The 23,570-nt window shown below is 38.5% G+C and carries 22 protein-coding genes; 21 read left to right on the top strand and 1 reads right to left on the bottom strand.

What is annotated here, in order from left to right:
* The 20 genes from ybeY (at position 1) to trmFO (ending at position 20,746) form a co-directional block, all read left to right on the top strand.
* Entirely contained in the window at positions 1–477 is a 477-nt protein-coding gene (gene ybeY, locus VCHSUH04_RS05355) for an rRNA maturation RNase YbeY (protein ID WP_005386517.1), read from the top strand.
* The gene (era, locus tag VCHSUH04_RS05350; protein WP_005386518.1) at positions 470–1,369 is read left to right on the top strand and encodes a GTPase Era; all 900 of its coding nucleotides are present in this window, start codon (positions 470–472) and stop codon (positions 1,367–1,369) included. Before ybeY ends, era begins: the two co-directional genes overlap by 8 nt.
* Before the next feature lie 54 nt (positions 1,370–1,423).
* Positions 1,424–2,755, top strand: coding sequence for a hemolysin family protein (locus VCHSUH04_RS05345; protein ID WP_105085667.1), 1,332 nt, complete (start codon positions 1,424–1,426; stop codon positions 2,753–2,755).
* Complete coding sequence (locus VCHSUH04_RS05340; RefSeq protein ID WP_105085666.1) at positions 2,742–3,446, top strand: DNA repair protein RecO; 705 nt, start codon at positions 2,742–2,744, stop codon at positions 3,444–3,446. The genes VCHSUH04_RS05345 and VCHSUH04_RS05340 overlap by 14 nt, the downstream gene beginning before the upstream one ends.
* A 232-nt stretch (positions 3,447–3,678) precedes the next feature.
* Complete coding sequence (locus VCHSUH04_RS05335; protein ID WP_105085665.1) at positions 3,679–4,482, top strand: DUF3100 domain-containing protein; 804 nt, start codon at positions 3,679–3,681, stop codon at positions 4,480–4,482.
* On the top strand, positions 4,475–4,936 hold the full coding sequence (locus VCHSUH04_RS05330; protein WP_105085664.1) for a hypothetical protein: 462 nt from the start codon (positions 4,475–4,477) through the stop codon (positions 4,934–4,936). Before VCHSUH04_RS05335 ends, VCHSUH04_RS05330 begins: the two co-directional genes overlap by 8 nt.
* A 132-nt stretch (positions 4,937–5,068) precedes the next feature.
* Positions 5,069–6,388, top strand: a complete 1,320-nt coding sequence (locus VCHSUH04_RS05325) for an amidohydrolase (RefSeq protein WP_105085663.1) — start codon at positions 5,069–5,071, stop codon at positions 6,386–6,388.
* A gap of 152 nt (positions 6,389–6,540) precedes the next feature.
* Positions 6,541–6,924: a hypothetical protein gene (locus VCHSUH04_RS05320; protein ID WP_105085662.1), complete on the top strand. Its 384-nt coding sequence runs from the start codon at positions 6,541–6,543 to the stop codon at positions 6,922–6,924.
* 65 nt (positions 6,925–6,989) lie between these two features.
* Complete coding sequence (locus VCHSUH04_RS05315) at positions 6,990–7,355, top strand: hypothetical protein (protein WP_233188279.1); 366 nt, start codon at positions 6,990–6,992, stop codon at positions 7,353–7,355.
* A 356-nt stretch (positions 7,356–7,711) separates the two neighbouring features.
* A complete protein-coding gene (gene glyQ / locus VCHSUH04_RS05310; protein WP_060919832.1) occupies positions 7,712–8,587 on the top strand; it encodes a glycine--tRNA ligase subunit alpha in 876 nt (291 codons plus the stop codon).
* A 1-nt stretch (position 8,588) separates the two neighbouring features.
* Positions 8,589–10,640 carry a glycine--tRNA ligase subunit beta gene (glyS, locus tag VCHSUH04_RS05305; protein ID WP_105085661.1) on the top strand — a complete coding sequence of 684 codons (2,052 nt, stop codon included), beginning with the start codon at positions 8,589–8,591 and terminating at the stop codon, positions 10,638–10,640.
* A gap of 168 nt (positions 10,641–10,808) precedes the next feature.
* A complete protein-coding gene (locus VCHSUH04_RS05300; protein ID WP_005386549.1) occupies positions 10,809–11,195 on the top strand; it encodes a MarR family winged helix-turn-helix transcriptional regulator in 387 nt (128 codons plus the stop codon).
* A 131-nt stretch (positions 11,196–11,326) separates the two neighbouring features.
* Positions 11,327–11,668 carry a 50S ribosomal protein L19 gene (gene rplS / locus VCHSUH04_RS05295; protein WP_005377523.1) on the top strand — a complete coding sequence of 114 codons (342 nt, stop codon included), beginning with the start codon at positions 11,327–11,329 and terminating at the stop codon, positions 11,666–11,668.
* A 67-nt stretch (positions 11,669–11,735) separates the two neighbouring features.
* A complete protein-coding gene (gene ylqF, locus VCHSUH04_RS05290) occupies positions 11,736–12,641 on the top strand; it encodes a ribosome biogenesis GTPase YlqF (RefSeq protein ID WP_105085660.1) in 906 nt (301 codons plus the stop codon).
* Positions 12,634–13,431, top strand: a complete 798-nt coding sequence (locus tag VCHSUH04_RS05285) for a ribonuclease HII (protein WP_105085659.1) — start codon at positions 12,634–12,636, stop codon at positions 13,429–13,431. Before ylqF ends, VCHSUH04_RS05285 begins: the two co-directional genes overlap by 8 nt.
* A gap of 278 nt (positions 13,432–13,709) precedes the next feature.
* A complete protein-coding gene (locus tag VCHSUH04_RS05280) occupies positions 13,710–14,108 on the top strand; it encodes a YraN family protein (RefSeq protein WP_060924313.1) in 399 nt (132 codons plus the stop codon).
* Between the two features lie 11 nt (positions 14,109–14,119).
* On the top strand, positions 14,120–15,796 hold the full coding sequence (locus VCHSUH04_RS05275; RefSeq protein ID WP_105085658.1) for a YifB family Mg chelatase-like AAA ATPase: 1,677 nt from the start codon (positions 14,120–14,122) through the stop codon (positions 15,794–15,796).
* A gap of 16 nt (positions 15,797–15,812) precedes the next feature.
* A complete protein-coding gene (dprA, locus tag VCHSUH04_RS05270) occupies positions 15,813–17,039 on the top strand; it encodes a DNA-processing protein DprA (RefSeq protein WP_105085657.1) in 1,227 nt (408 codons plus the stop codon).
* Positions 17,029–19,437: a type I DNA topoisomerase gene (gene topA / locus VCHSUH04_RS05265; RefSeq protein ID WP_105085656.1), complete on the top strand. Its 2,409-nt coding sequence runs from the start codon at positions 17,029–17,031 to the stop codon at positions 19,435–19,437. Before dprA ends, topA begins: the two co-directional genes overlap by 11 nt.
* Complete coding sequence (gene trmFO / locus VCHSUH04_RS05260; RefSeq protein WP_105085655.1) at positions 19,430–20,746, top strand: methylenetetrahydrofolate--tRNA-(uracil(54)-C(5))-methyltransferase (FADH(2)-oxidizing) TrmFO; 1,317 nt, start codon at positions 19,430–19,432, stop codon at positions 20,744–20,746. Before topA ends, trmFO begins: the two co-directional genes overlap by 8 nt.
* A 114-nt stretch (positions 20,747–20,860) precedes the next feature.
* Here trmFO and lgt read toward each other — a convergent pair whose 3' ends face one another.
* Positions 20,861–21,685 carry a prolipoprotein diacylglyceryl transferase gene (gene lgt, locus VCHSUH04_RS05255; RefSeq protein ID WP_105085654.1) on the bottom strand — a complete coding sequence of 275 codons (825 nt, stop codon included), beginning with the start codon at positions 21,683–21,685 and terminating at the stop codon, positions 20,861–20,863.
* A 152-nt stretch (positions 21,686–21,837) separates the two neighbouring features.
* Here lgt and VCHSUH04_RS05250 point away from each other — a divergent pair, with 152 nt between their 5' ends.
* Positions 21,838–23,553 carry a glycosyl hydrolase family 18 protein gene (locus VCHSUH04_RS05250; protein ID WP_105085653.1) on the top strand — a complete coding sequence of 572 codons (1,716 nt, stop codon included), beginning with the start codon at positions 21,838–21,840 and terminating at the stop codon, positions 23,551–23,553.
* Positions 23,554–23,570: the final 17 nt, after the last annotated feature.

The raw sequence follows: 23,570 nt of genomic DNA, 5'->3' as shown, positions 1-23,570 counted from the left end.
ATGTATATACATATTAGCTATGATGAAGGAATTCAAGAGGATTCCAATATTGAGGCTGTTATACGCAAGGTCTGTGATGAAGTGAGTCGCGTATATGGTCTTGAAGAAGATGAAATGAGTATTTTACTCTGCGATAATGCTAAGATTCACGAGCTCAATAAGGAATATCGCGGCATCGATAGACCTACCGATGTATTGTCCTTTGCCCTTAATGAAGGGGATGACTACGAAGGCAGTGAAGAGGAACATCACTTACTTGGTGATATGATTATTTCCTTAGAGCGCACTCGTGAACAGGCTATCGAATATGGACATAGCTTTGAACGAGAACTAGCGTATTTAACGACTCACAGTTGCTTACATATCTTAGGCTATGACCATATGAACGATGAAGATAAAAAAGAGATGCGTACTGAAGAAGAATTTATCTTAGGTAATCTCGGTTATGTGCGGGAGGATGCACCATATAATGAATAAGAACGAACATTTTAAATCTGGCTTTGTTGCCGTTGTAGGACGCCCTAATGTTGGTAAATCTACATTAATTAATGCCCTTATTGGCGATAAAATCGCTATCGTATCCGATAAGGCTCAAACAACGCGTAACCGTATTATCTGTGTATATACAGATGAGGCAAAACAAATCGTTTTCATGGATACACCAGGTGTACATAAGCCAAAACATAAATTAGGTGAATTCATGGTAGATGCTGCCATTGAGTCCTTGAAAGAAACGGAAGCTGTTTTATTTGTAGTAGCAGGCAATGAAAAGCGAGGACCTGGGGACAACTTCATTATTGAACAATTGAAACGTGTAAAGGTTCCTGTTTTCTTAGTTGTTAACAAGATTGATACCCTCAAAAAAGAGGAGCTTTTAGAAGCCATCGTGTCTTATCAAGATGCATATCCATTTGCAGGGGTTATTCCTATTTCTGCAAAGGATAAAGAGAATCTAAATGAAGTTCTAAATGTATTAGAAGAAACTTTACCGGAAGGTCCACAATACTTCCCAGAGGATATGATTACGGACCAACCAGAACGTCTTATCATTTCCGATATTGTTCGTGAAAAAATCCTATTGGCTACACGTGATGAAATCCCTCATGCTATCGCTGTAGACGTAGATGAAATGAAAACACGTGATGATGGTACAACCTATATCCGTGCTACTATTTACTGTGAACGAGACTCTCAAAAGGGCATTATCATCGGTAAGAAAGGTGCCTTGTTGAAACAACTCGGTGCTGAAGCCCGTGTAGATATTCAAAAACTATTGGCTACAAAGGTGTACTTAGACCTTTGGGTTAAGGTAAAAAAGGATTGGCGCAATAAATCCGGCATGTTATCTGAACTTGGTTATAGAAAATAATTTTTGCTATAATAAAAACTAACTCGTTTTCCCTATTGTATGAAAGGAATTAAGATGGATAGTGTAGATGGCCTGTTACCCATAGGGTTTGGTCTTGTATGTATATTTTTAATTAACTTTTTTGTGGTCGCAAAGTTCTCCTTTGCTCGACTTCGTAAAGAGCATGTTGAGGATATGGATATCCTTTTAGAGAAGGATCGAGAGTTTTTATTAAAACTCTATCAAAACCCTGAGTATTTTTTAAATACGACACAGTTTTTGATTTTATTCTTTATTTTAGCTCTTGCTGGTACAGGTACCTATGTATTTGATAACATCGTAGATCAACTTGTAGCAGTATTTAATGTGCATAGTACATGGATGCACTTCGTACTAGATATACTTTTATTGTTATTAATTAGCTTAATCGTTTTAATTTTTGGTGAAATCGTACCTAAAGCATTGGGCTTATCGTTCCCAACAAAGTATGTAAATACCTATAGCCGTATCGTAGTAGCTGCTGGTCGTTTGGTATATCCGTTCATTTGGATTGCTAGCAAAATCTCCACTGTTATTTTGGGCTTTTACAAAACAAAATATTTAACAGAGCTAGACCTTGTGTACTCTGAAGAAGAGATTCGTATGATGATTTCTCGAAGCCATGAAGAAGGTCAACTAGACCAAGTGGAATCTGAGTTAATCGACAATGTATTTAACTTTGTAGACCGTAGAGCTAAAGAGGTTATGGTACCGCGTCAAGATGTGGACTGCATTTTCGTTGAAGACGGTTACGATGAAGCGATGAAATTTATTCGCTCTAAGGCTCATACCCGTTACCCTCTATGTGTGGAGGATAAGGATCATATCATTGGTCTAGTTCATATTAAGGACCTCATGGAACGTCCTAACCAAGCGCGTAAGGATTTGCGTAATGTAAAACGAGATATCTTAACTGTGCCAGAGGTAATGAAGTTATCCACACTGCTACAATACATGAGAACTCGTCGTATCTATCAAGCTATTGTTGTAGATGAGTACGGTGGTATGGTTGGTCTCGTAGGTCTTGAAGATATTATCGAAGAGCTCGTTGGGGATATTCAAGATGAACATGAACCACACTTACCAGCTAAAATTGCTTATGCAGATGGATCCTTCGAGTTTGATGGTAAGGTCCTCGTAGACGAAGTAGAGGAAATGATGGACGTTGAAATCGACGATTCCGATTCTGATACAATTGGGGGCTATGTATTTGGTCTCTTAGAACGGACACCAATCGTTGGTGATACTGTGGATGCATTGGGATATACCTTTGAAGTAACACAAATGCAAGGCTATCGCGTTTCTCGTATTAAAGTAACACCTTTACCTGAAGAGGAAATAACGGAAGAAGAACATGAAGAAGCTTAATGGTGGTTTTAACACACCTGCCATCGTCATTAGTCGAAAAAAACATAAGCTATACTCTGTATTTACCTTTATCACACCTAGCTTAGGGCTAATTCGTGCATCCATACCACATAAGCGTATGATGACTATGCGTAACAGTTCATATTTACGTCCCTTTAGTGCCATGTATATCACAGTGGTACCTGATGGTGAATATGTAAATGTTACACAAATTGATGGTTCCTATGTGGTAGAATCATTAGATGTGAATTTAGATAATATTGCTTATGCTGCAGTGGCCAGTGAGCTCATTCAAGAACTTTTTGCTATGTATGATGTAGATCGCAAGGTGTTTGATACCGTTGTAAACTATTCCAAGCAAATACGGCGCCGCAATGTACAGCTAGGAACGATAATGCTAGGATGGCAATTACTATCCCTCGCAGGGGTTGTGCCTAGGGCTAATGCTTTTACTCATCAAGATGGTATTGATCCATTTTGGTTGCAGGTACGAGAAACGACGAATCTCAGTATTTCTCCTTCTGTAAAAGCTGGATTACCTCAAATTCTTTCTTACCAGTGGGGCGAAGACACGCCTATAGAACTTCCCAAAACAATATGGAAGGAACTAGAAAAACTACTATTTGCATACTGCGAGCAAGAAATAGGAAAACAACTACAAAGTGTTAAGTTTTTGAACTCCATAATTTAATGATAGTCAAAAGGCAGTTTGAGAAATCAAACTGCCTTTTTTACATGTTATGAGATGTTAAATGGAGATATCATTTTCCAGTAAGCATAACTACTATATATTTTCTGTATCTCAAGACACGTATGAAAAAATATAATACTAATAGACATATGTACATCTGTAGTTGACACTTTTAATAACAATTATTTATAATATAACAATGTTATATTATATGTTTTTATAGGAGGTCATTATGCAGCTTTTGGGAAATCTCAAAATACATTTTCTAGCGCTCGTACTAACTGTAGTCGCTGAATTTATAGGCATAAAAAAGCTAGGTCCTGTTGTATTATTGCCATTATTGTACACATTGATTCTAGGTTTATTAATTTCTATTCCTAAGTTTAAAATCCTTACTATTAAACAGATGGAAAAATCTGCAGATTATATCGGTATTGCCGTTATGATTTTGATGGTAAAAGTAGGTTTAGGTATCGGACCAAATCTTGGTATTCTTACAAGTGCTGGCTGGGCATTGTTATTACAAGAGCTTGGTCATTTCTTTGGTACTATTGTATTTGGTTTACCTGTGGCATTATTAGTTGGTATGCGTCGAGAAGCAGTAGGTGCTTGTTACTCCGTAGACCGTGAACCAAATGTAGCGATTATTATCGACAAATTTGGCTTTAGCTCTCCCGAGGGCCGTGGTGTTATGGGCATGTACATCTGTGGTGTTCTTATTGGCGCTATGTGGTCTTCTGTATTAGCAGGTATGTTGGCACAATCTGGTTGGTTCCATCCTTTGGCATTAGCTATGGGTGCTGGTGTAGGTAGTGCTAGTATGATGGCTGCGGCTACGGCACCAATTGTAGCTGTATATCCTGAGTTTGAACAACAAATTATGGCTCTTGCAGGGGCAGCAAACTTGTTGACTACAGTATTAGGCGTTTACTTCGGCCTATTTATTTCCTTACCGGTAATGGAAAAAGCTTATAACTTCTTTACTGGTCGCACACGTGAACAAGATTTAGCAGAGGAGGCAGCAAATCATGAGTAAAAGCGAAAAAATTACACAATTTGTCATCGTTATCTGTATTGCTGCTATCATTACTGCAGTAGGTAATGTAATGGACGGTAAACATCTATTTGGTGATAGCTTAGTTGGCGTAGCTATCTTAGCAGTCCTTGCTACAATTGGTGCTTTGATCTCTTACTTGCCATACGCTAATAAATTACCTATGGTATTCTGGGTTTCCTTAGTCGGTGTTGTTGCATCCTTACCAGGTATGCCTGGCCAAGAATGGATTATAGCTAAAACTAGCCAAGTAACATTCCTTGCTACTACAACACCAGTACTTGCTTATGCAGGTTTATCCTTAGGAAAAGACCTTGGTGCATTCCGTCGCTTATCTTGGCGCATTATTCCTGTTGCACTAGCTGTAACAGCAGGTACTTTCATCTGTGCAACAGCATTAGCCCAATTAGTACTTCACTTAGAAGGTTTAATTTAATACTAAATCATAATGTTAGATGTCTAAATTATGTTAAGATATAATTATAGATTTATATTTTAGAAGATATCTATACATCATGATGAGATGATCGACCGTATTTTATACGGTCGATTTTATAAAGGAGACATTATGAGCCGTATGACAAAGGAAGAAGTAAAACAACGTGTTTGTAAAGCTATTGTTGATGCACAACCGCGGTTACGAGAATTAGCTGAATCTATTATGGCTGAACCTGAACTAGGTTTTAAAGAGGTAAAAACCTCTAAGAAGGTTCAAGCTATGTTTGATGAACTTAGTATTTCTTATACTACAGGGCATGCATTGACAGGTGTAAAAGGTCGTATGAAAGGCCGAGATAGTAAATATACGGTTGCAATGGTTGGGGAATTAGATGCTATTCTGTGTCCTCGCCATCCTCGTGCTGATGATTTAACAGGCGCTGCCCATTGCTGTGGTCATAATATACAAATTACCAATATGTTAGCTGTTGCTATAGGCTTACAAGCTGTGATGGATCAACTCGGTGGGGATGTCGTATTATTTGCTGTTCCTGCAGAGGAAATGATTGAAATTGATTACCGCAATAAATTGCGTGAACAAGGTAAGCTTAAGTATATGGGTGGTAAGCAACAGCTCATCTATGAAGGTGCTTTTGATGATATCGATATGGCTATGCAAATGCATGTAGAGACAGCTAAAACACCAGCTGGTGAGATGGGACTAGGCAGCACCTCCAATGGATTCGTATCTAAATTGATTGAGTATCACGGTAAGGTAGCTCATGCGGCTCAAGCTCCTCATGAAGGTATCAATGCCCTTAATGCTGCTTTGATGGGCGTTATGGGGGTTAACTCCATTCGTGAAACTTTCAAAGAAAGCGATTATTTTAGATTCCATCCAATTATTAATCAAGGTGGTACATTGGTAAACTGTGTACCTGATTATGTACAAGTTGAAAGCTATGTGCGTGCCTCTAATATTCAAGCTATTGTAGATGGTAACCATCGTGTTAATCGTGCCTTGAAAGCTGGTGGCGATGCAGTAGGCGCCACATGTGTTATCAAAGACTTACCTGGTTATTTACCAATGCGTAATGATGAACGTATGAATGCATTATTACGAGAAAATTCAAATCCTATTTTTGGTGAAGCCAATGTATATCAAGGTCCACATATTACAGCTAGTACAGATATGGGGGACGTATCTCACTTGATGCCTGTTATCCACCCTTGGGTTGGTTGTATTAGTGGCGTATTACACAGTGCAGAATATGAAATCTCTGTGCCTGATGTAGCGTACATTAAAACGGCACAAGCCTTGGCTATGACAATCGTAGACCTACTATACGATGATGCCGCAGGTGCTAAAGATGTATTAGATAACTTTACACCAGCATTAAATAAACAAAGCTATATTGAACTCTTAGATAATATTGCTAAGGGCGAATAAAATAAACCACCTATCGAAGATGAATTGATTATCTTTGGTAGGTGGTTTACAATTTATTTATATAACTATAATGGTTTATTTAAATATGATTTAACATGACTATTATTTTATATAAGAGTTATGTAAAACTAGCTAGGAGGTAAGTCTGTTAAATGATAGATAAGTTTGATTATACTTTTGGGATAGTATTATTTATTTTGCTTTGGGATCTTCGTGCGTATTATAAAAATGTATTACAACAGAATTTAACTCGTAAGCAACAAGAATGGGTAAATAATATGCGATACCCATATTTATATAAATTTACAAATTTAGTAAGTATAGTTGCTTGTATTGGTTTTTTAATATTCTATATGTTCTTTAATTTTGGATATGCTTATTTTTATCCATTAGGTGCAGTTCTAGTAACTCACTTTTTTAAAGATTTCATCAGAAATATACAGAAAAAGGAATCTAGTACATATAAAGATGGACGTAATGAAAATTATATATACATAATTGGAATCGTGTTTATCTTATGGATTATATTTCACTAATTTAATAATGCTATTAAAATACACTTTTATTTTATGGCCGTAATATCTCATTAGAAAGAAGACAAATGGAAAAACAAATAGTAAATATATTTTTACTTTTAGGTTTTAATTATTATATGATTAAATCTTGGGGTACACGAAAGGTTACAATTTTAACACTAATTGGCAACTATTTCTTAATCAGTATTTTAATAGAATCGTATTTTGGGTTACCTAAATTCATTGAGGACTTTAATGCACTATTTATGCTTGGAATAGGTATGGTAGGTACTTATATCTTATGGCGTAAAAATAAAGCTGGAACACTAACGGAGTATGAAAAAAGAGGATGGATTCTGACTCGTACTTTCTTAGTATTATTTGTCTTAGCTGTATTAGTAGGTGTATTAGTTTTTTTGTTTATGGAGTATATTTATGGAATATATATCTAGAACTAGGTTTATTGCTTTTAATAGCTCTTGGTTAAACAATTATAGTGTTCTTAGAGATTGACATTCATCCCCCTGTATTGCTACAATATTGTGTATAATATATGCGATGAAGCAGAGTAGTAAACCTCTCTAGCGAGTGAGGATGGTGTAAGCTCACATTTGGTTGAAGGCGCTGTAGAGCATTGGCAGGAACGCAGGTATCTGTTAGTAAAGGCCAACATAGAAAAAAGAGGGCGCAAGCCAAATAGGGTGGAACCGCGGGTATACTCGTCCCTGTAACGTTTTTCGTTACAGGGACTTTTTTGTTTGTAACGAAATGGTTGATTTTATGTCGGTTGTGTAAAGTGGAGGCAGCAATGACATTTCAAGAGATTATTTTAAATCTACAAAAATTCTGGAGCGATCAAGGTTGTATCGTTCAAAATCCATATGACATCGAAAAGGGTGCAGGTACAATGAACCCTGCTACATTCTTGCATGCAATTGGTCCTGAACCATGGGCTGTATGTTATGTAGAGCCTTCTCGTCGTCCAGCAGACGGTCGTTATGGTGATAATCCTAACCGTTTGTTCCAACATCATCAATTCCAAGTTATCGTGAAACCATCTCCAGATAATATCCAAGAATTGTATTTACAATCCTTGGCAACTCTTGGTATTCATGCTGAAGATCATGACATTCGTTTTGTAGAGGATAACTGGGAGTCTCCAACATTGGGCGCTTGGGGCCTTGGTTGGGAAGTATGGCTCGACGGTATGGAAGTAACGCAGTTTACATATTTCCAACAAGTTGGTTCCATCGACTGTAAACCGGTTTCCGTAGAAATTACATACGGTTTAGAACGTTTGGCTATGTACATTCAAGGCGTAGAAAACGTATATGACCTTAAATGGAATGAAAACGTTACATACGGTGACGTTTGGCATGCTAACGAAGTTGAGCAATCCGTTTACAATTTCGAATTAGCAGATACAGATATGCTTTTCAAATTGTTTGATATGTACGAAGCAGAAGCAAAACGCGTTTGTGCAGCCGGTTATGTACTACCAGCTTACGACTATGTATTGAAATGTTCCCACACATTCAACTTGCTTGATTCCCGTGGCGCTATTTCTATCAGTGAACGTACTGCTTTCATTGGCCGCGTACGTGCATTAGCTCGTATTTGCGCACAACAATACCTCGCTAAACGCGAAGAATTAGGTTTCCCACTTTTGAAAGGAGATAAATAAGATGGCAAAGGATTTATTATTTGAAATCGGTGCAGAAGAAATTCCTGCCGGCTTTATGCCAAATATCTTAGGTCAATTGAAACAATTGGCTGAAACAAAATTAAATGATGCCCATCTTCCTTTTGAAAGCATCGCAACATACGGTACACCACGTCGTTTGGCTCTTATCGTGAAAGGTCTTGCTGATACATCTGCTGAAATCAGTGAACGTCATAAAGGCCCTTCTGCATCCATCGCATACGATGCCGACGGCAATGCTACAAAAGCAGCTATCGGCTTTGCTCGTGGTAAAGGTCTTGATGTAGCTGATCTTGTTGTAGAAGACGGTTATATCTACGCTGAAACTAAAACTGCCGGTGTACCTGCAAAAGATATTGTTACAGACATGTTGCCACAATTGATTACAGGCCTTAACTTCCCTAAATCCATGCATTGGGGCAATCTAGATGCTAAATTTGTACGTCCAGTACGTTGGCTTGTAGCATTACTTGATGAAGAAGTAATTCCTGTAGAATTTGCTACTGTAAAATCTGGTAATGTAACACGTGGTCATCGCTTCTTAGGTGCTGATGAAATCACTATTAAGAATGCAGCATCCTATGTAGACACATTAAAAGAAAACTTTGTTATGGTTGATCAAGACGCACGTCGTGAATTGATCTCTAAACAATTACATGATATTGCAGCTTCTAAAAATGCATCCATCGTTTGGGATGATGATTTGTTAGAAGAAATCAACTATCTTGTTGAATGGCCTACAGCATTGTGCGGCGGCTTTGAAGAGTCTTACTTGGCACTTCCAGATGCTGCTATCATTACGCCTATGAAAGACCATCAACGTTACTTCCCATTGGTTGACCAAGATGGTAAATTGTTGCCAATGTTCTTAACGGTTCGTAACGGCTCTGATCATTCCATCGAAGTAGTTCAAGCTGGTAATGAACGTGTATTGCGCGCACGTCTTGATGATGCTAAATTCTTCTTTAACGAAGACCGGAAGAAGCCTCTTATCGACCGTCAAGATGGTTTGACTAAAATCGTATTCCAAGAAGGTCTTGGTAACTTAGCAGATAAAACTGAACGCTTGCTTAAATTGGGCCGTGTATTTGGTGAAGAATGTGGCTTGCACGAAGATGCAGCTGTTGTATTGGAACGCGCTACAGAGCTTGCTAAAACTGACCTTACAACAGGTATGGTTACAGAGTTCACAGAATTACAAGGTGTAATGGGGAAAGAGTACGCTTTACTTGATGGTGAATCTCCTGAGGTAGCAGAAGCTATTTTTGAACAATATTTACCACGTTTTGCAGGCGATGTATTGCCTCAAACTGAAGCAGGTAAAGTATTATCCATCATCGATAAAGTAGATAACATCGTTGCTACTTTCAGCCGTGGTTTAATCCCTACAGGTTCTCAAGATCCATATGCATTGCGTCGTCAAACAATTGGTATCTTGAACATCTTACTTGGTAGTGAGTGGAACATCAGCTTGCGTCCAATCTTCAAAGCATCTATGGAGTTATTGAACGTAGCTGCTGACAAACAAGAAGAATTGCTTAACCAAGTTGAAGAGTTCTTCACACTTCGTTTGAAAAATATCTTCCTTGATCGTGAAGTGCCTCATCATGTCATCGACTTGTTGTTGTCTAACAACGAATTGTCCGTTGCTGATGCAGAAGGTCTTGTAAACGCATTGTTAGCAAATCGCATCGATGAAAATGTTGAGCTTGTTCAAGCCTATACTCGTATGTATAATCTTGTAAAAGATGTGGAATATACAGGTGTTAATACCGACTTGTTGAAAGAAGATGCTGAAAAAGCATTATTCGAAGCTGCTTCTAAAGCTTCCGAAGCTAGCCTTGCTGCATGGGAAGCAAATGATTACACTGCTGTTGTAGCTGTTCCTGCTACTTTAGTTCCAGCCATCAACAAATTCTTTGAAGATGTAATGGTTATGGACAAAGACGAAGCTATTAAAGCTAACCGTTTACAACTTGTTCGCTTGGCTTACAGCGTAATGGCTATTATCGGCGATATTAGCGCATTGAAATAATTTATTGGGTAAAAGATAGATAAAACTTTTACAGTAATATATGAAAGAAGAGGTACCATTTGGTACCTCTTTTTGCTTTTACGAAGAATATACAAATTTTATGCAGGATTTTTTGAGGCCATGGCGAATATCTTATAATATACAAAGTTGTATGAGGAGATAACTGTCATGAATCATGATGAATTATATAAAGCCTTATGTAAGGTGCCAAATGGTAAAGAAAAGTCTCGTGATAAAATAATTATAGAATTATATATGCGATCTGAAGGAGCATCTCAAAAACAATTGGTAGATGCTCTTAATATGCGTCCTGCTACAGTATCAGAGCAGACCGATATTCTTATTGAATTAGGGTATGTCACAAAGCACATCGATTATATGGATAAACGAATTTCCGTAGTAGGGCTCACTGAAGAGGGGAAACGATTGGGTAAATCACTATTACATTCATATGACCAATTTCTTAATGTACTATTTTCTGATTTTTCTGATGATGAAAAAGATGATTTATACCGCTTGTTAGGTAAGTTAAAGCGCCCAATTTTAAGTAAATAATCAGTTTCTTAAAATTATATAGAAAATACTTGCGAACAGTACGTGATTTATGATACTATATTGCTGTTAATTTGAGACAGTCCGCTGCCTATAAGGTGTAGGTATTGAATGTCTGCAAACAGGAGGAAACAATGAACATTATTAACGTACTTGAACAAGAACAACTTCGTACAGACATCCCTACTTTCCGCGCTGGTGACACAGTTCGCGTACACGTAAAAGTAGTGGAAGGTTCTCGTGAACGTATCCAAGTATTCGAAGGTTTGGTAATTAAACGTCAAAACGGTGGCGTACGTGAAACTTTCACAGTTCGTCGTATTGCATCCGGTGTAGGTGTAGAACGTACATTCCCACTTCACAGCCCACGCTTAGCTAAAATCGAAGTTATGCGCCGTGGTGTTGTTCGTCGTGCTAAATTGTACTACTTACGTAACCTTACTGGTAAAGCTGCTCGTATTCGCGAAAAACGCTAATGTTCATAAAAGGCTGCCGTTGGCAGCCTTTTATTTTTGCTAAAATTTAGATATGAAAGGAAATACTATGGCAGATTCACCTATCGTACATTGGTTCCCTGGGCATATGGCGAAAGCCACACGTATGATTACGGAGTATATAAAAAAGGTAGATGTAGTTATCGAGTTACTAGATGCGCGTATTCCTCGTTCTAGTGCAAACCCTGTAATCACAGAGCTGGTTGGTCAGAAACCTCATATCGTACTGTTAAATAAAGTAGATTTAGCAGATCCTAAAGCCACAAAGGAATGGACTGAATTCTTTACTAAACAAGGCATTACGGTATTGGCTATTGATTCTAAGTCTGGCAAGGGTAATAAGAAGTTAATATCTACTGTAGAGCGTTTGAGCAAGCCTATCATCGATCGTTGGGTAGCAAAAGGCATTCGTAGTCGTTCTGTACGTACTATTATTTTAGGTATTCCTAATGTAGGTAAATCTACGTTAATTAACTCCTTAGCTGGTTCTGCAGCAACACGTACAGCTAACAAGGCTGGTCATACACGTGGTCAACAATGGGTTAAAATTGGTAAGAACCTTGAATTGCTTGATACACCAGGCGTATTATGGCCTAAATTAGAGGACCAACGCGCAGCGGCTCGCCTTGCTATGACGGGTGCTGTTTCTGATGATGTGTACGACTTAGAGCATGTTATTAAACAGCTAATTAATCACTTATTGACGAATACACCAAATATTTTGGTTGAACGTTATAAATTAAAAGAAGAAGAGATGACAGATGTGGATACTATTCTTGAAAGCATCGGTCGTCGTCGTGGTTGTCTCGTTAGTGGTGGCGTAGTAGATTTTGATAAAGCACGCCGCATCATTTTGCAAGACTATCGCAATACTAAACTTGGTACAATTACACTAGACAAAGTAGATGAAGAACCATACTATCCTGAAGATGGTGAGGAAACACAAAATGGATAAGGATACATTTAGTAAATTAAAAGTAGCAGATATAAAAGCTCTTTTTGAAACTGAACAAGCCTTAGAGATTTTGTCTTTAGCTCAAGAGGATACTCGTACTTCTGTACAAAAATTGGCCGCTTCTTACATTAAGCGTCAAGAAAAAGAGTTAAAAGAACAGCAACGGCTCATGAGCATGTATGACTATGAAGGCATGTTCTACGATCAAGGTATGTATCATGTAGCTGGTGTTGATGAGGTAGGTCGTGGCCCTATTGCAGGACCTGTAACGGTAGCTGCCGTTATATTGCCGCCTATGACATTAATTCCTGGTTTAAATGACTCTAAAAAGCTAACCGAAGAAAAGCGTGAAGCCCTCTACGATATCATCATGAAAGAAGCTGTAGCAGTTAGCTGTATTTCTTACGGCCCAGAAAAGATTGATGAGCTTAATATCTATGAAGCAACGCGACAAGCGATGTATGAAGCAATTCGTACACTTAGCGTACCTGCGGAAGCAGTAGTAGCAGATGCTATGAAATTACCTGATTTAACGATTCCTGTGGAATCCATTATTAAAGGGGATAGTAAAAGCGCTAATATTGCTGCTGCATCAATCATTGCAAAGGTTACGCGAGATCGATATATGAAGAGCCTTGATGACGAATACCCTGGCTATGGATTTGGTATCCATAAAGGTTATTATACGGAGTTACATAAAGAAGCTGTTGAACAACAAGGGGTAACACCACTTCACCGTAAGAGCTTTGAACCTATTAAATCTATCGTACGTTGGGTTAAACCTGAGTGATTATTAATAAACTTATTTTATGATTCGACTATTAAGTTAACTTCTATATTTGTATTAATTGTATTAGTTGTATCATTATAAATCGCATATAGTTCATAACCGTAAAGAGGTTCCTATTGGTCACCGATGTGACTATTAGGAACCTCTTTTGTATTTACTTTTATAGTCTCCATACTCTACGCTACAAGTAAGTGTTACCTGTTGAAAGTTTAGATGTAGATTGAGTGATAACTATTCTATAAATTATTGTAGTTACTACATGTAAATAGGAGGTATATATGAAAACGATTAGTACAGGTAAAGCATTTAATGAACTCGATTCCAAGGAGCTAGGAAAATGGGGAGAACGGGTGGCCATTAAATATATTGAAAAAATAGGCCTTACTGTAGTAGATACGAATTATCGAACTAGATTAGGTGAAATCGATATTATTGCTAAACGTGATTTAGTGTATCACTTTATAGAAATTAAAGCTCGTCGCGGCATGCAGCACGGATTGGCCCGTGAGGCGGTAACTAAGAAGAAACAGAAGCATATTAAACGGGCAGCCATGTTATTTTTGTATGATCTACATCAGAAAAGACGGCGCTGGAAAGAGTTATCTTTTGATGTAATCGAAGTGTACTTGCATGAAGACTTTCAAAGTTCCATTCATTATTTGCCGCAGTGCTTTTAGAGAGGTTACCTATGTATGCAAAACTTTATGGAGCCACCTTACATGGTATAGATGGATGTATCATTACGGTTGAGGTAGATATATCGCAAGGTTTGCCTGTATTTGATATGGTAGGACTGCCTAATCAATCTGTAAAGGAAGCTCGTGAACGTGTGAGGGCGGCTATCAAAAATAGTGGCTATGACTTCCCTATGAGGCGTATCGTAGTAAATCTAGCACCTGCTACAATTCGCAAAAGTAGCGCAGGGCTCGATTTAGCGATTGCTTTAGGGGTTCTCGTTGCATCGGGGCAGATAAGGGGGCGTAAAGCTAATATTTCAGCTTTATTGAATAGATGTCTATTTATGGGTGAGCTAGCCTTAGATGGTTCACTGCTACCTACCTTTGGAACCTTGGCGATGTCATTGGCAGGGTTAGAAGCTAATTACTCCACTATATATACAAGCGTAGAAAATGGACATACTCTAAAAGCTATTCCGAATCTTACTATATATGGCGAGTCTTCATTACAAGATATTATTAGCGTGTTAGAAGAACAGGTTAAATCTAAATCTAATTCAAATTCAAAACAGGTAAAAAGACAGAAACAACCAACAAAACATATAAATGAAGTTCAAAAAAAGGTAAATAATAATAGTGAACTTCAGATAAAGTATGATAGTAATCTTCAGATACATTGTGAAAATCAAAATGAGATGCTAACAGATACGATGGATAATATAAACCCTAGTACTATGTATGATGTAGATTTTGGAGATGTACAAGGTCAAGAGCTTGGTAAACGGGCCATGCTTATTAGTGCTGCCGGTCATCATCATTGTATTATGATAGGTCCGCCAGGTGGTGGTAAAACGATGATGGCCGAACGATTACCGACCATATTGCCACCCATGTCTTGGAATGAGATGGTTGAGGTTAGTCGTATCCAAGATGTGATCGGTTTACTCGGTGATAATGGGCTCGTTAGAAATAGGCCTTTTAGGCATCCACATCATACGGCGACTTTGGCGAGTATGGTGGGTGGAGGTATACAAGGACGCCCTGGGGAAGTGACACTTGCTCATGGAGGTGTTTTATTTATGGATGAAGCACCAGAGTTTCAGCGTCAAGTTATTGATGCCCTAAGGCAGCCCTTAGAGTCTCGTACAATTACTATCAATAGGTCTCAAGGCAATTATATATATCCGGCTAATTTTATTTGTATATTGGCTGCAAATCCATGTCCCTGTGGTTACTATCATGATCCTCATAGGGAATGTATATGTTCTGAAACGATGGTCAAAAACTATCAGCAACGATTGTCAGGTCCTATTATGGACCGCATTGATTTACATATTCCCATTGAGAGACCTACACTAGAACAATTATTAGATCATTCCATGTCTACTATGACAAGTGAAAGCATGAGACAACAAGTGATTATGGCAACTGCTTTGCAACAAAAGCGTTATGAAAACTTAGAGTTTAACTCTAATGGAGTTGTACCTCATAAGGCTATAGGTGAGTTATGTAATATTACAGATAAGGCTTGGAGTGTTTTAGGTAATATATTTGACCACTTTCATTTAAGTGGACGTGCCTTTGATCGCATATTAAAGGTAGCCCGTACTATAGCTGACCTTGAAGGAAACCCACAAGTGGAGCCTCATCATATTTCTGAGGCTATGTTGTTTAGAACAGGTAAATAGGTAAATAGGTGAAAAGATGACTAGATACGATGATAATATTTATATTGCAGGCTTGCAAAGTTTATATAATGTGGGAGCTACACATGTACGGCGTTTCATAGAGGATTTTGGGTCGCCCTATGATGCTTGGGATGCCGTTAAGAAGGTTGAAAATTTAAAGCCTTACACACATATTCCTAACGCTGATAAACGTGCTATTGCATCATCGGCTAAGGATGAAAAGTTAGATTATATCATTCATAAAATAGACGAATATAAGATGGACTTTACTACCTTTTTAGATAAAGATTTTCCATCTATTTTGAACCACATTTATAATCCTCCGGCTATATTGTTTATGCGAGGTAATAGAGCCCTTTTAGATAAACGGTTAAATCGGATTGCTCTTGTAGGGGCACGGCGCTGCTCGTTGTATGGTCGTAATGTGGCGAGAATGCTTGGTAAAGAGCTCGGTAAATACAGCACTATTATCGTCAGTGGTGGTGCACGAGGTATCGATGCACATGGTCACGAAGGACTGTTATCTAGTCAAGGGTACGGTATTGTGGTTATGGGTTGTGGCTTAGATATAGCATATCCACGAGAGAATACAAAACTCTTTGATCGAATTTTACAAAACAATGGTTTACTTGTATCTGAATACCCTCCTGGTACACCCCCATCTGCTAAACATTTCCCTGCTCGTAATCGTATCATTAGTGGCCTTAGTAGAGGTGTCATCGTAGTAGAGGCAAAAGCAAGTAGTGGTTCTCTCATTACAGCGGATATGGCTGTTAGCGAAGGGCGAGATGTATTTGTGGTGCCTTGTAATTTATTGGATCATACAGCAGATGGCAATAAATTTCTCATGCGTAATGGAGCGTTTGTATTAACTGGTTATGAAGATATCGTTAAGGAATATCATTTAACCTTGCGAGATATGTTTAGTACTAAAGAAACACTTTCACCACCGAATAAAAAAGATAGTATGAGCGTAAAAGATAGTAATCAAATAGGGAATCAGGGTCAGGGTGTTGATACACAAGGGCTCTCTATGTTAAGCTTTAATGTGGATAGGAGTCTACTATTGAGCGAAATACCTCATGATCGTTGTGTCACCGTTAGTGATATTTTGAAAGCGACCTCTATACCATTACAACAACTGCAGCCCTTATTACTAGAGTTAGAAATGGAAGGGGCTATAGAGAATCATCCGCCGAGAGGCTATATTAATATGACTAGGAGTGATATACTTGTCCATTAAACGATCTATCGTTATTGGCGAGCCAAAAGCAGCTAGTACTAGTAAAGATACTAAAAAGAAAAGTACAAAGAAAGAGAGTACTACGATAAAGCGTAAGGTTGCTAAAGAAGCCCTTACTCCAATGGGGATTGTACGGGATAAATCTGTATTGCAAACTTCCGTGCCACCAGAGCAGCGTGAACCACGCGTATATAATCCTGATGGCAAAGTGTTGGTTATCGTAGAGTCTCCTGCTAAATCTAAAACAATTGAAAAATTCTTAGGCCCTAACTACGTTGTAAAGGCGAGTATGGGCCACTTACGAGATTTGCCAAAGTCACAAATGGGCATCGATATCGAACATGATTTTACGCCCCGTTATAGTAATTTGGTTACTCGTAAAAAGGTTATTGATGAACTCGTTTCCTACGCCGATGAAAGCAGCGCCGTATTGCTCGCAACTGACCCTGACCGCGAAGGGGAAGCTATTTCTTGGCATTTAGCGTACATTTTAAATGTAGATCCTACATCTACATGTCGTATTACGTTTAATGAGATTACTAAAAATGCCGTAGCAGAGGCTTTAGAATATCCACGTACTATTGATATGAACATGGTTGATGCCCAACAAGCACGCCGTGTATTAGACCGTATCGTAGGCTATAAATTGAGTCCTTTGTTATGGAAAAAGGTGTGTAAAGGCCTCAGCGCAGGTCGTGTGCAATCCGTTGCAGTTCGACTTATCTGTGAAAGAGAGCGAGAAATTCAAGCTTTCGTGCCACAAGAATATTGGACTATTGAAGGCAATTTTGAAACGCCTAAAAAAGAGGCTTTCACAGCAGAACTGACTCATATTAAAGGCGAAAAAATCGATATTACTACTGAAAGTGAAGCACAAGCCGTAGTGGATGCTATTGGCGGAGCCGATGCAGTAGTGACAAATATTGAAAAGCGCAAGCGTTCTCGTAAAGCAGCACCTCCGTTTACAACGTCTACGTTGCAACAAGATGGTGTGCGTAAATTGAACTTTGGTGCGAAACGTACCATGATGATTGCGCAACATCTTTACGAAGGTCTTGAAATCGGATCCTATGGCCACGTAGGCTTGATTACGTACATGCGTACAGACTCAACGCGTATCTCTAAAGAGATGCAAGCTATGGCTAAGGACTATATTCTTCGCAACTATGGTGAAGATTATTATCCTTCTAAACCAAATAAGTATGGTGCTAAGGGTTCTGCTCAAGATGCTCATGAAGCAATTCGTCCTACATCTTTAGAGTTAACACCTAAAATGGTAGAGCCCTTCTTGAGTCGTGATGAGCTTAAATTATATACATTGATTTGGAATCGTTTTATGGCGAGTCAAATGGCACCACAACAAAACGAATCTACAACTATTGAATTGACCGTTCATGATGATTACACATTTAAAGCGACAGGCTCTCGCGTAATCTTCCCTGGTTTTAGCGCCGTTTATGAAGATACGAAAAAAGAGGATGCTCCTCAATTGCCTGCCCTTAAAAAGAATGATGCTGCTCATACGGTAGAGGTATTGCCTGAACAACACTTCACACAACCACCTCCTCGTTACTCTGAGGCGAGCCTCATCAAAACACTAGAAGAACTCGGTATTGGTCGTCCTAGTACGTATGCGCCAATTCTAGATACTATCGTAAGCCGTAACTATGTAGAAAATACGAATAAACAATTTATTCCCACAGAGCTAGGCTTTGTTGTGGTAGACTTCTTGATAGAGTACTTTGAAAAGATCATCAATACTGGCTTTACACGAGACCTTGAAGAAGAGCTTGATGCAATTGCATCTGGCAAGGACACATATGTAAAAGTACTATCTGACTTCTATGAGGTGTTTGCGCAAGAGCTAGAAGAAGCGAGCGATGTAGATCGCATTGAAATTGCATCTATGGAAAGTGATGAAACTTGTGAACTTTGTAATAGCCCAATGGTATATAAATTTGGTCGCTATGGTAAGTTCCTAGCATGTTCTAACTTCCCAGAATGTAAAAATACTAAACCTATTACAGTAGGTACAGGTGTAACTTGCCCTAAATGTAAGGAAGGGGAAATCGTAGAGCGTAAGTCTCGCCGTGGTCGTCTATTCTACGGCTGCAATCGATACCCACAATGTGACTTTACATTATGGGATAAACCAACCCATGATTTCTGTGAAACCTGTGGTTCTATTATGGTTGAAAAGACGTATAAAAATGGTACAACTAAAAAGTTCTGTTCCAATGAAACATGTCCAACTAGACCACCAAAGAAAACAAGAAAGAAAAAGAGCGAAGCTAGTGAAGAAACTGTAAAAGAATCTAAAGAGTCTAAAGAATCCAAAATATCTAAAGAATCTAAAAAGTCTAGCAAAGCTAAAAAAGAGGAAACAACAGTTGAATAATAAAAATGTTATTGTTATTGGTGCGGGCCTAGCAGGTTCTGAGGCGGCTTGGCAACTCGCTAATCGTGGTATTCATGTAGATTTATATGAAATGCGCCCCGTGAAGAGTTCTCCTGCGCACCAAACAGATCAATTTGCAGAGCTCGTATGTAGTAACTCCTTGCGAGCTGGCAATATTGAAAATGCAGTAGGTCTTTTAAAAGAAGAAATGCGTCGTTTAGGGTCTCTTATTATGGAATGTGCTGATGCAACTGCTGTACCTGCCGGCGGTGCTTTAGCCGTTGATCGTCATTTGTTTAGTGAAATGGTGACGAAGAAGGTAAAGGGACATCCTAATATTACAGTTCACCACGAAGAGGTAACTGAGATTCCTGCTGAAGGCACTGTTATCTTTGCTTCTGGTCCACTTACGTCTGAAGCATTAGGAGATAAGATTAAAGCCTTAACAGGTGAAACAGGTTTTTATTTCTACGATGCAGCAGCTCCTATTGTTACGGCAGAATCTTTAAATTACGACAAAGTATTTGCCGCATCTCGATACGACAAGGGCGATGCAGATTATCTTAACTGTCCTATGACAGAAGAGGAATATAAAGCGTTCTGGCATGAGCTTACAACGGCTGAGGCCGTACAACCAAAAGATTTTGAAAAGGAAATCTACTTTGAAGGCTGTATGCCCGTAGAAATTATGGCCAGCCGTGGGGAAGATACATTGCGTTATGGTCCCTTAAAGCCTGTGGGCTTAGTGGATAAACGCACCAATGAGGAATCTTATGCAGTTGTGCAATTGCGTAAGGAGAATAAAGAAGGTACCATGTTTAATTTGGTAGGCTTTCAAACTCATTTAAAATGGGGCGAACAAAAGCGTGTATTTGGTATGATTCCAGGTCTTGAAAATGCTGAATTCATCCGTTATGGTGTAATGCATCGCAATACATATATTAACTCTCCGGAGTTATTGAATCATGCATTCCAACTTAAAAAGGAACCACGTCTATTCTTCGCTGGTCAAATGACAGGCGTAGAAGGGTATCTAGAATCTGCTGCGAGCGGTCTCATGGTAGGTCTTCAAGTAGAACGTTATTTAGAAGAACGGTCATTTATTGATTTCCCTAAAACTACGGCAATCGGCTCTCTTAGCCACTATATTTCTAATTATGAAGGGTCTAATTTCCAACCGATGAATGTCAACTTTGGCATTATGGATCCATGGCCTCAAAAAGTACGTAAGAAAAAAGAGAAAAATGCACTCATTGCTAATCGAGCATTAGAAGAACTAGATGCATTAAAAGCTAAAGAAAATTTATAGGATAAGTTATTTACGTATTGATTTAGCCTGTTAGGTCAATCGTAAATTATGACTTACATAAAAAATCCTTCATTCACATACCTAGGAATGAAGGATTTTTTATTATTTACTGTTTTATTTACGCTTTTTTGTTTTAACTGTAGGCTCTGTAGCAACAATTATTTTTTGATTTTTCTTTTCTAGATATCCTAGATAGATAAATACACAGATACCAATGATGATGACAATCAAGCTAGTAATTTGCGCAGATTTTAAGCCTAATGTTAAGTTTACATAATCACCACGCAAAAACTCTAAGAAGAAACGAGCTGTAGAGTAGAGAATAGCGTATAGGACAAATACTTGGCCTTTGGCATGTTTGAAGGAACCGAATAATAAAAGGGCAACAAAGATAAGAATATCAATCTGACCTTCCCACACTTCGGCAGGCCATAGTGGTTGATTGCCATAGGTGCGGTATGCAAGGGTACTTTCAGGATAAAGAATACCAAAATTACCACCCGTAGGATGACCGAAGGCATCGCCGTTTAAAAGATTTGCCATACGGCCTACAGATTGTGACAAAATCAATGCTGGTGCGAATAAATCGGCAAAGGCCCAAAAGTCGATATTATTTTTACGTAAGTACCAATAGCCTGCAATGGTGCCAAGAACGACACCTCCTTGAATGGCCATACCACCTTGCCAAACGAAGGGGATTTCCAATAAATGGTTGCCATAATAACTCCAGTCAAAGAAGAATACGTCCCATAGTCGAGCCCCGATAAGACCAGCTACGGCAACGGTAATGGAAAAGTCGATGATGTGTTCATGCCAACCTCGGCCGTCTTTTTTTAATAGTACGTATGCTACAGATGCGCCGCAGATAATTGCTAAAGCTAACATGGCACCATAGGCTCTAATAGGGAAGTCCCCTATAAAGAATAGATATTGATGCATATAAATCTCCTTATGTAAGAATTCATACTATATAAAGTAAATTATAAATTACATGTACCCTTCATGCAACAAGAGAGATGAACTCTATATAATATGATATAATATAGAGATTGAAATTATATCCCCTTATGGGGCTAGAGTTAGGAGCGTTTATGATTTGTAAATCTACTATTTTAAAATCCTTAACAGCTTTAGTAATGACTGCATTATCCAGTACTGCAGCACAAGCTGAGGTATTGGTTCCCATTGACCAATTCTTAGCAAACACAACGCGTCATTACGAAGCTAATCAATATAAAACATCCTATACAGTATATGTACCTCAAACAGAGTTACAAGGAAATACTATTATTTTAAATCCTGCTGCTGTAGGTGAACCTGTAAAATTGCCTACCACAAGTAAAAATGGGATGACTTATGTTGATATAGAGTCTGATCCAGCTATGCTTGGTGTAAGTTATACAAAGAATAATGGACAATTAACATTAGGTCCTGCTCCGCAAGCCTCTACTGTAAAAGCTCCGTATACAATGCAAACACCATTGTCTTGGGCCTTTGACCCATGGCCAACACAAGGAACTCCGTATCAAGCAAAACTTAATGTAAGCGGGGATAATATTATCTCTCCAAGTTGGTTTAAACTACATAGCCTCGGCCTAGAAGCAAGTCCTAATGTAAGCATTGATTATGTTAATGATTATAAGAGTAAAGGTTACCACGTATGGCCATTAATTACGAATCGATTTGATCCAGGCTTTACTAGTGGCATTTTAGCAGACCAATCGGTATGGAAAAAATATGCTCATAACCTTGTTCAATATGCTTATATTTATGGTTTTGATGGTTATAACTTTGATTTTGAAAACATCGATTATGCTGACCGTGATCGTTTAACAGCTTTTGTAGAGTATTTGTCTAACCATTTACACCAATATAATATTAAAACCTCTATCGATGTAACAGGTTATTCTGATAGTCCAGAATGGTCTTTAGTATATAATCGCAGTGCCCTTGCTAATTCCGTAGACTATGTGGTTCTTATGGCTTATGACGAAACATGGGCTAAGAGTACTACAGCTGGTCCTGTAGCAAGTTATCCTTGGGTTCGTAACCATACTGAAAGAATGCTTTCAGAGGTTCCGTCTTATAAGTTAGTGCTTGGTGTACCATTCTATATGCGTTTGTGGCATGATACAAATGGCTATGCTAAGGGCGAAACATTGGCTATGAAGAATACTGGTACCTACTTTGCTAACTACAAAGATAAAATGACTTGGGATGATCGATTAAAATTGTATTATTTATCTATCCCAACTGGCTCTGGCTCCGATCGCATTTGGTTTGAAGATAATACGTCTTTAGGGTTAAAGCTTGATCTTGTAAAAGAATTAAAACTTGGTGGTTTTGCTGCATGGCGTAAAGGCTTTGAAGATGAATCTACAATCGCTATGATTCAAGGTAAAGATTTAGGACGTGGCATTCCTAAATCCGCTACTGAAGTTATTCCTGAACCTGTAGTAAAAGAAACAAAACCATTAACTAAGCTTGAACAATACAAATTGCGCTTAGAAGAAAAAGAAAAGGCTAAAGCGGCTAAAGCAGAAGCGAAACGCAAGGCTAAAGAAGAAAAAGAAGCAGCAAAACGCAAAGCTAAAGAAGAAGCTGAACAAGCAAAAGCAGAGAAAAAACGTCAAGCTGAGGAAGCTAAGGCAGAGAAAAAGCGTTTAGAAGAAGCGGCTAAGGCTCAAAAGGAACGTGATGCACAAGAGGCAAAGGATAAAATTGCTTCTTATAAGAGTCATAGCTCTGTTCAAAATACAACAACTAAAAACGAATTAACAAAATCCGTTCAAGTAGTAAAACGCTAGAGTTTGACTGCTTTTAC

The organism is Veillonella sp. T14073-2 (assembly GCF_002959875.1).
GTDB lineage: Bacteria > Bacillota > Negativicutes > Veillonellales > Veillonellaceae > Veillonella > Veillonella infantium.
Note: the sequence above shows the minus strand (reverse complement) of the source record. Positions and strands in the feature narration are given on the sequence as shown.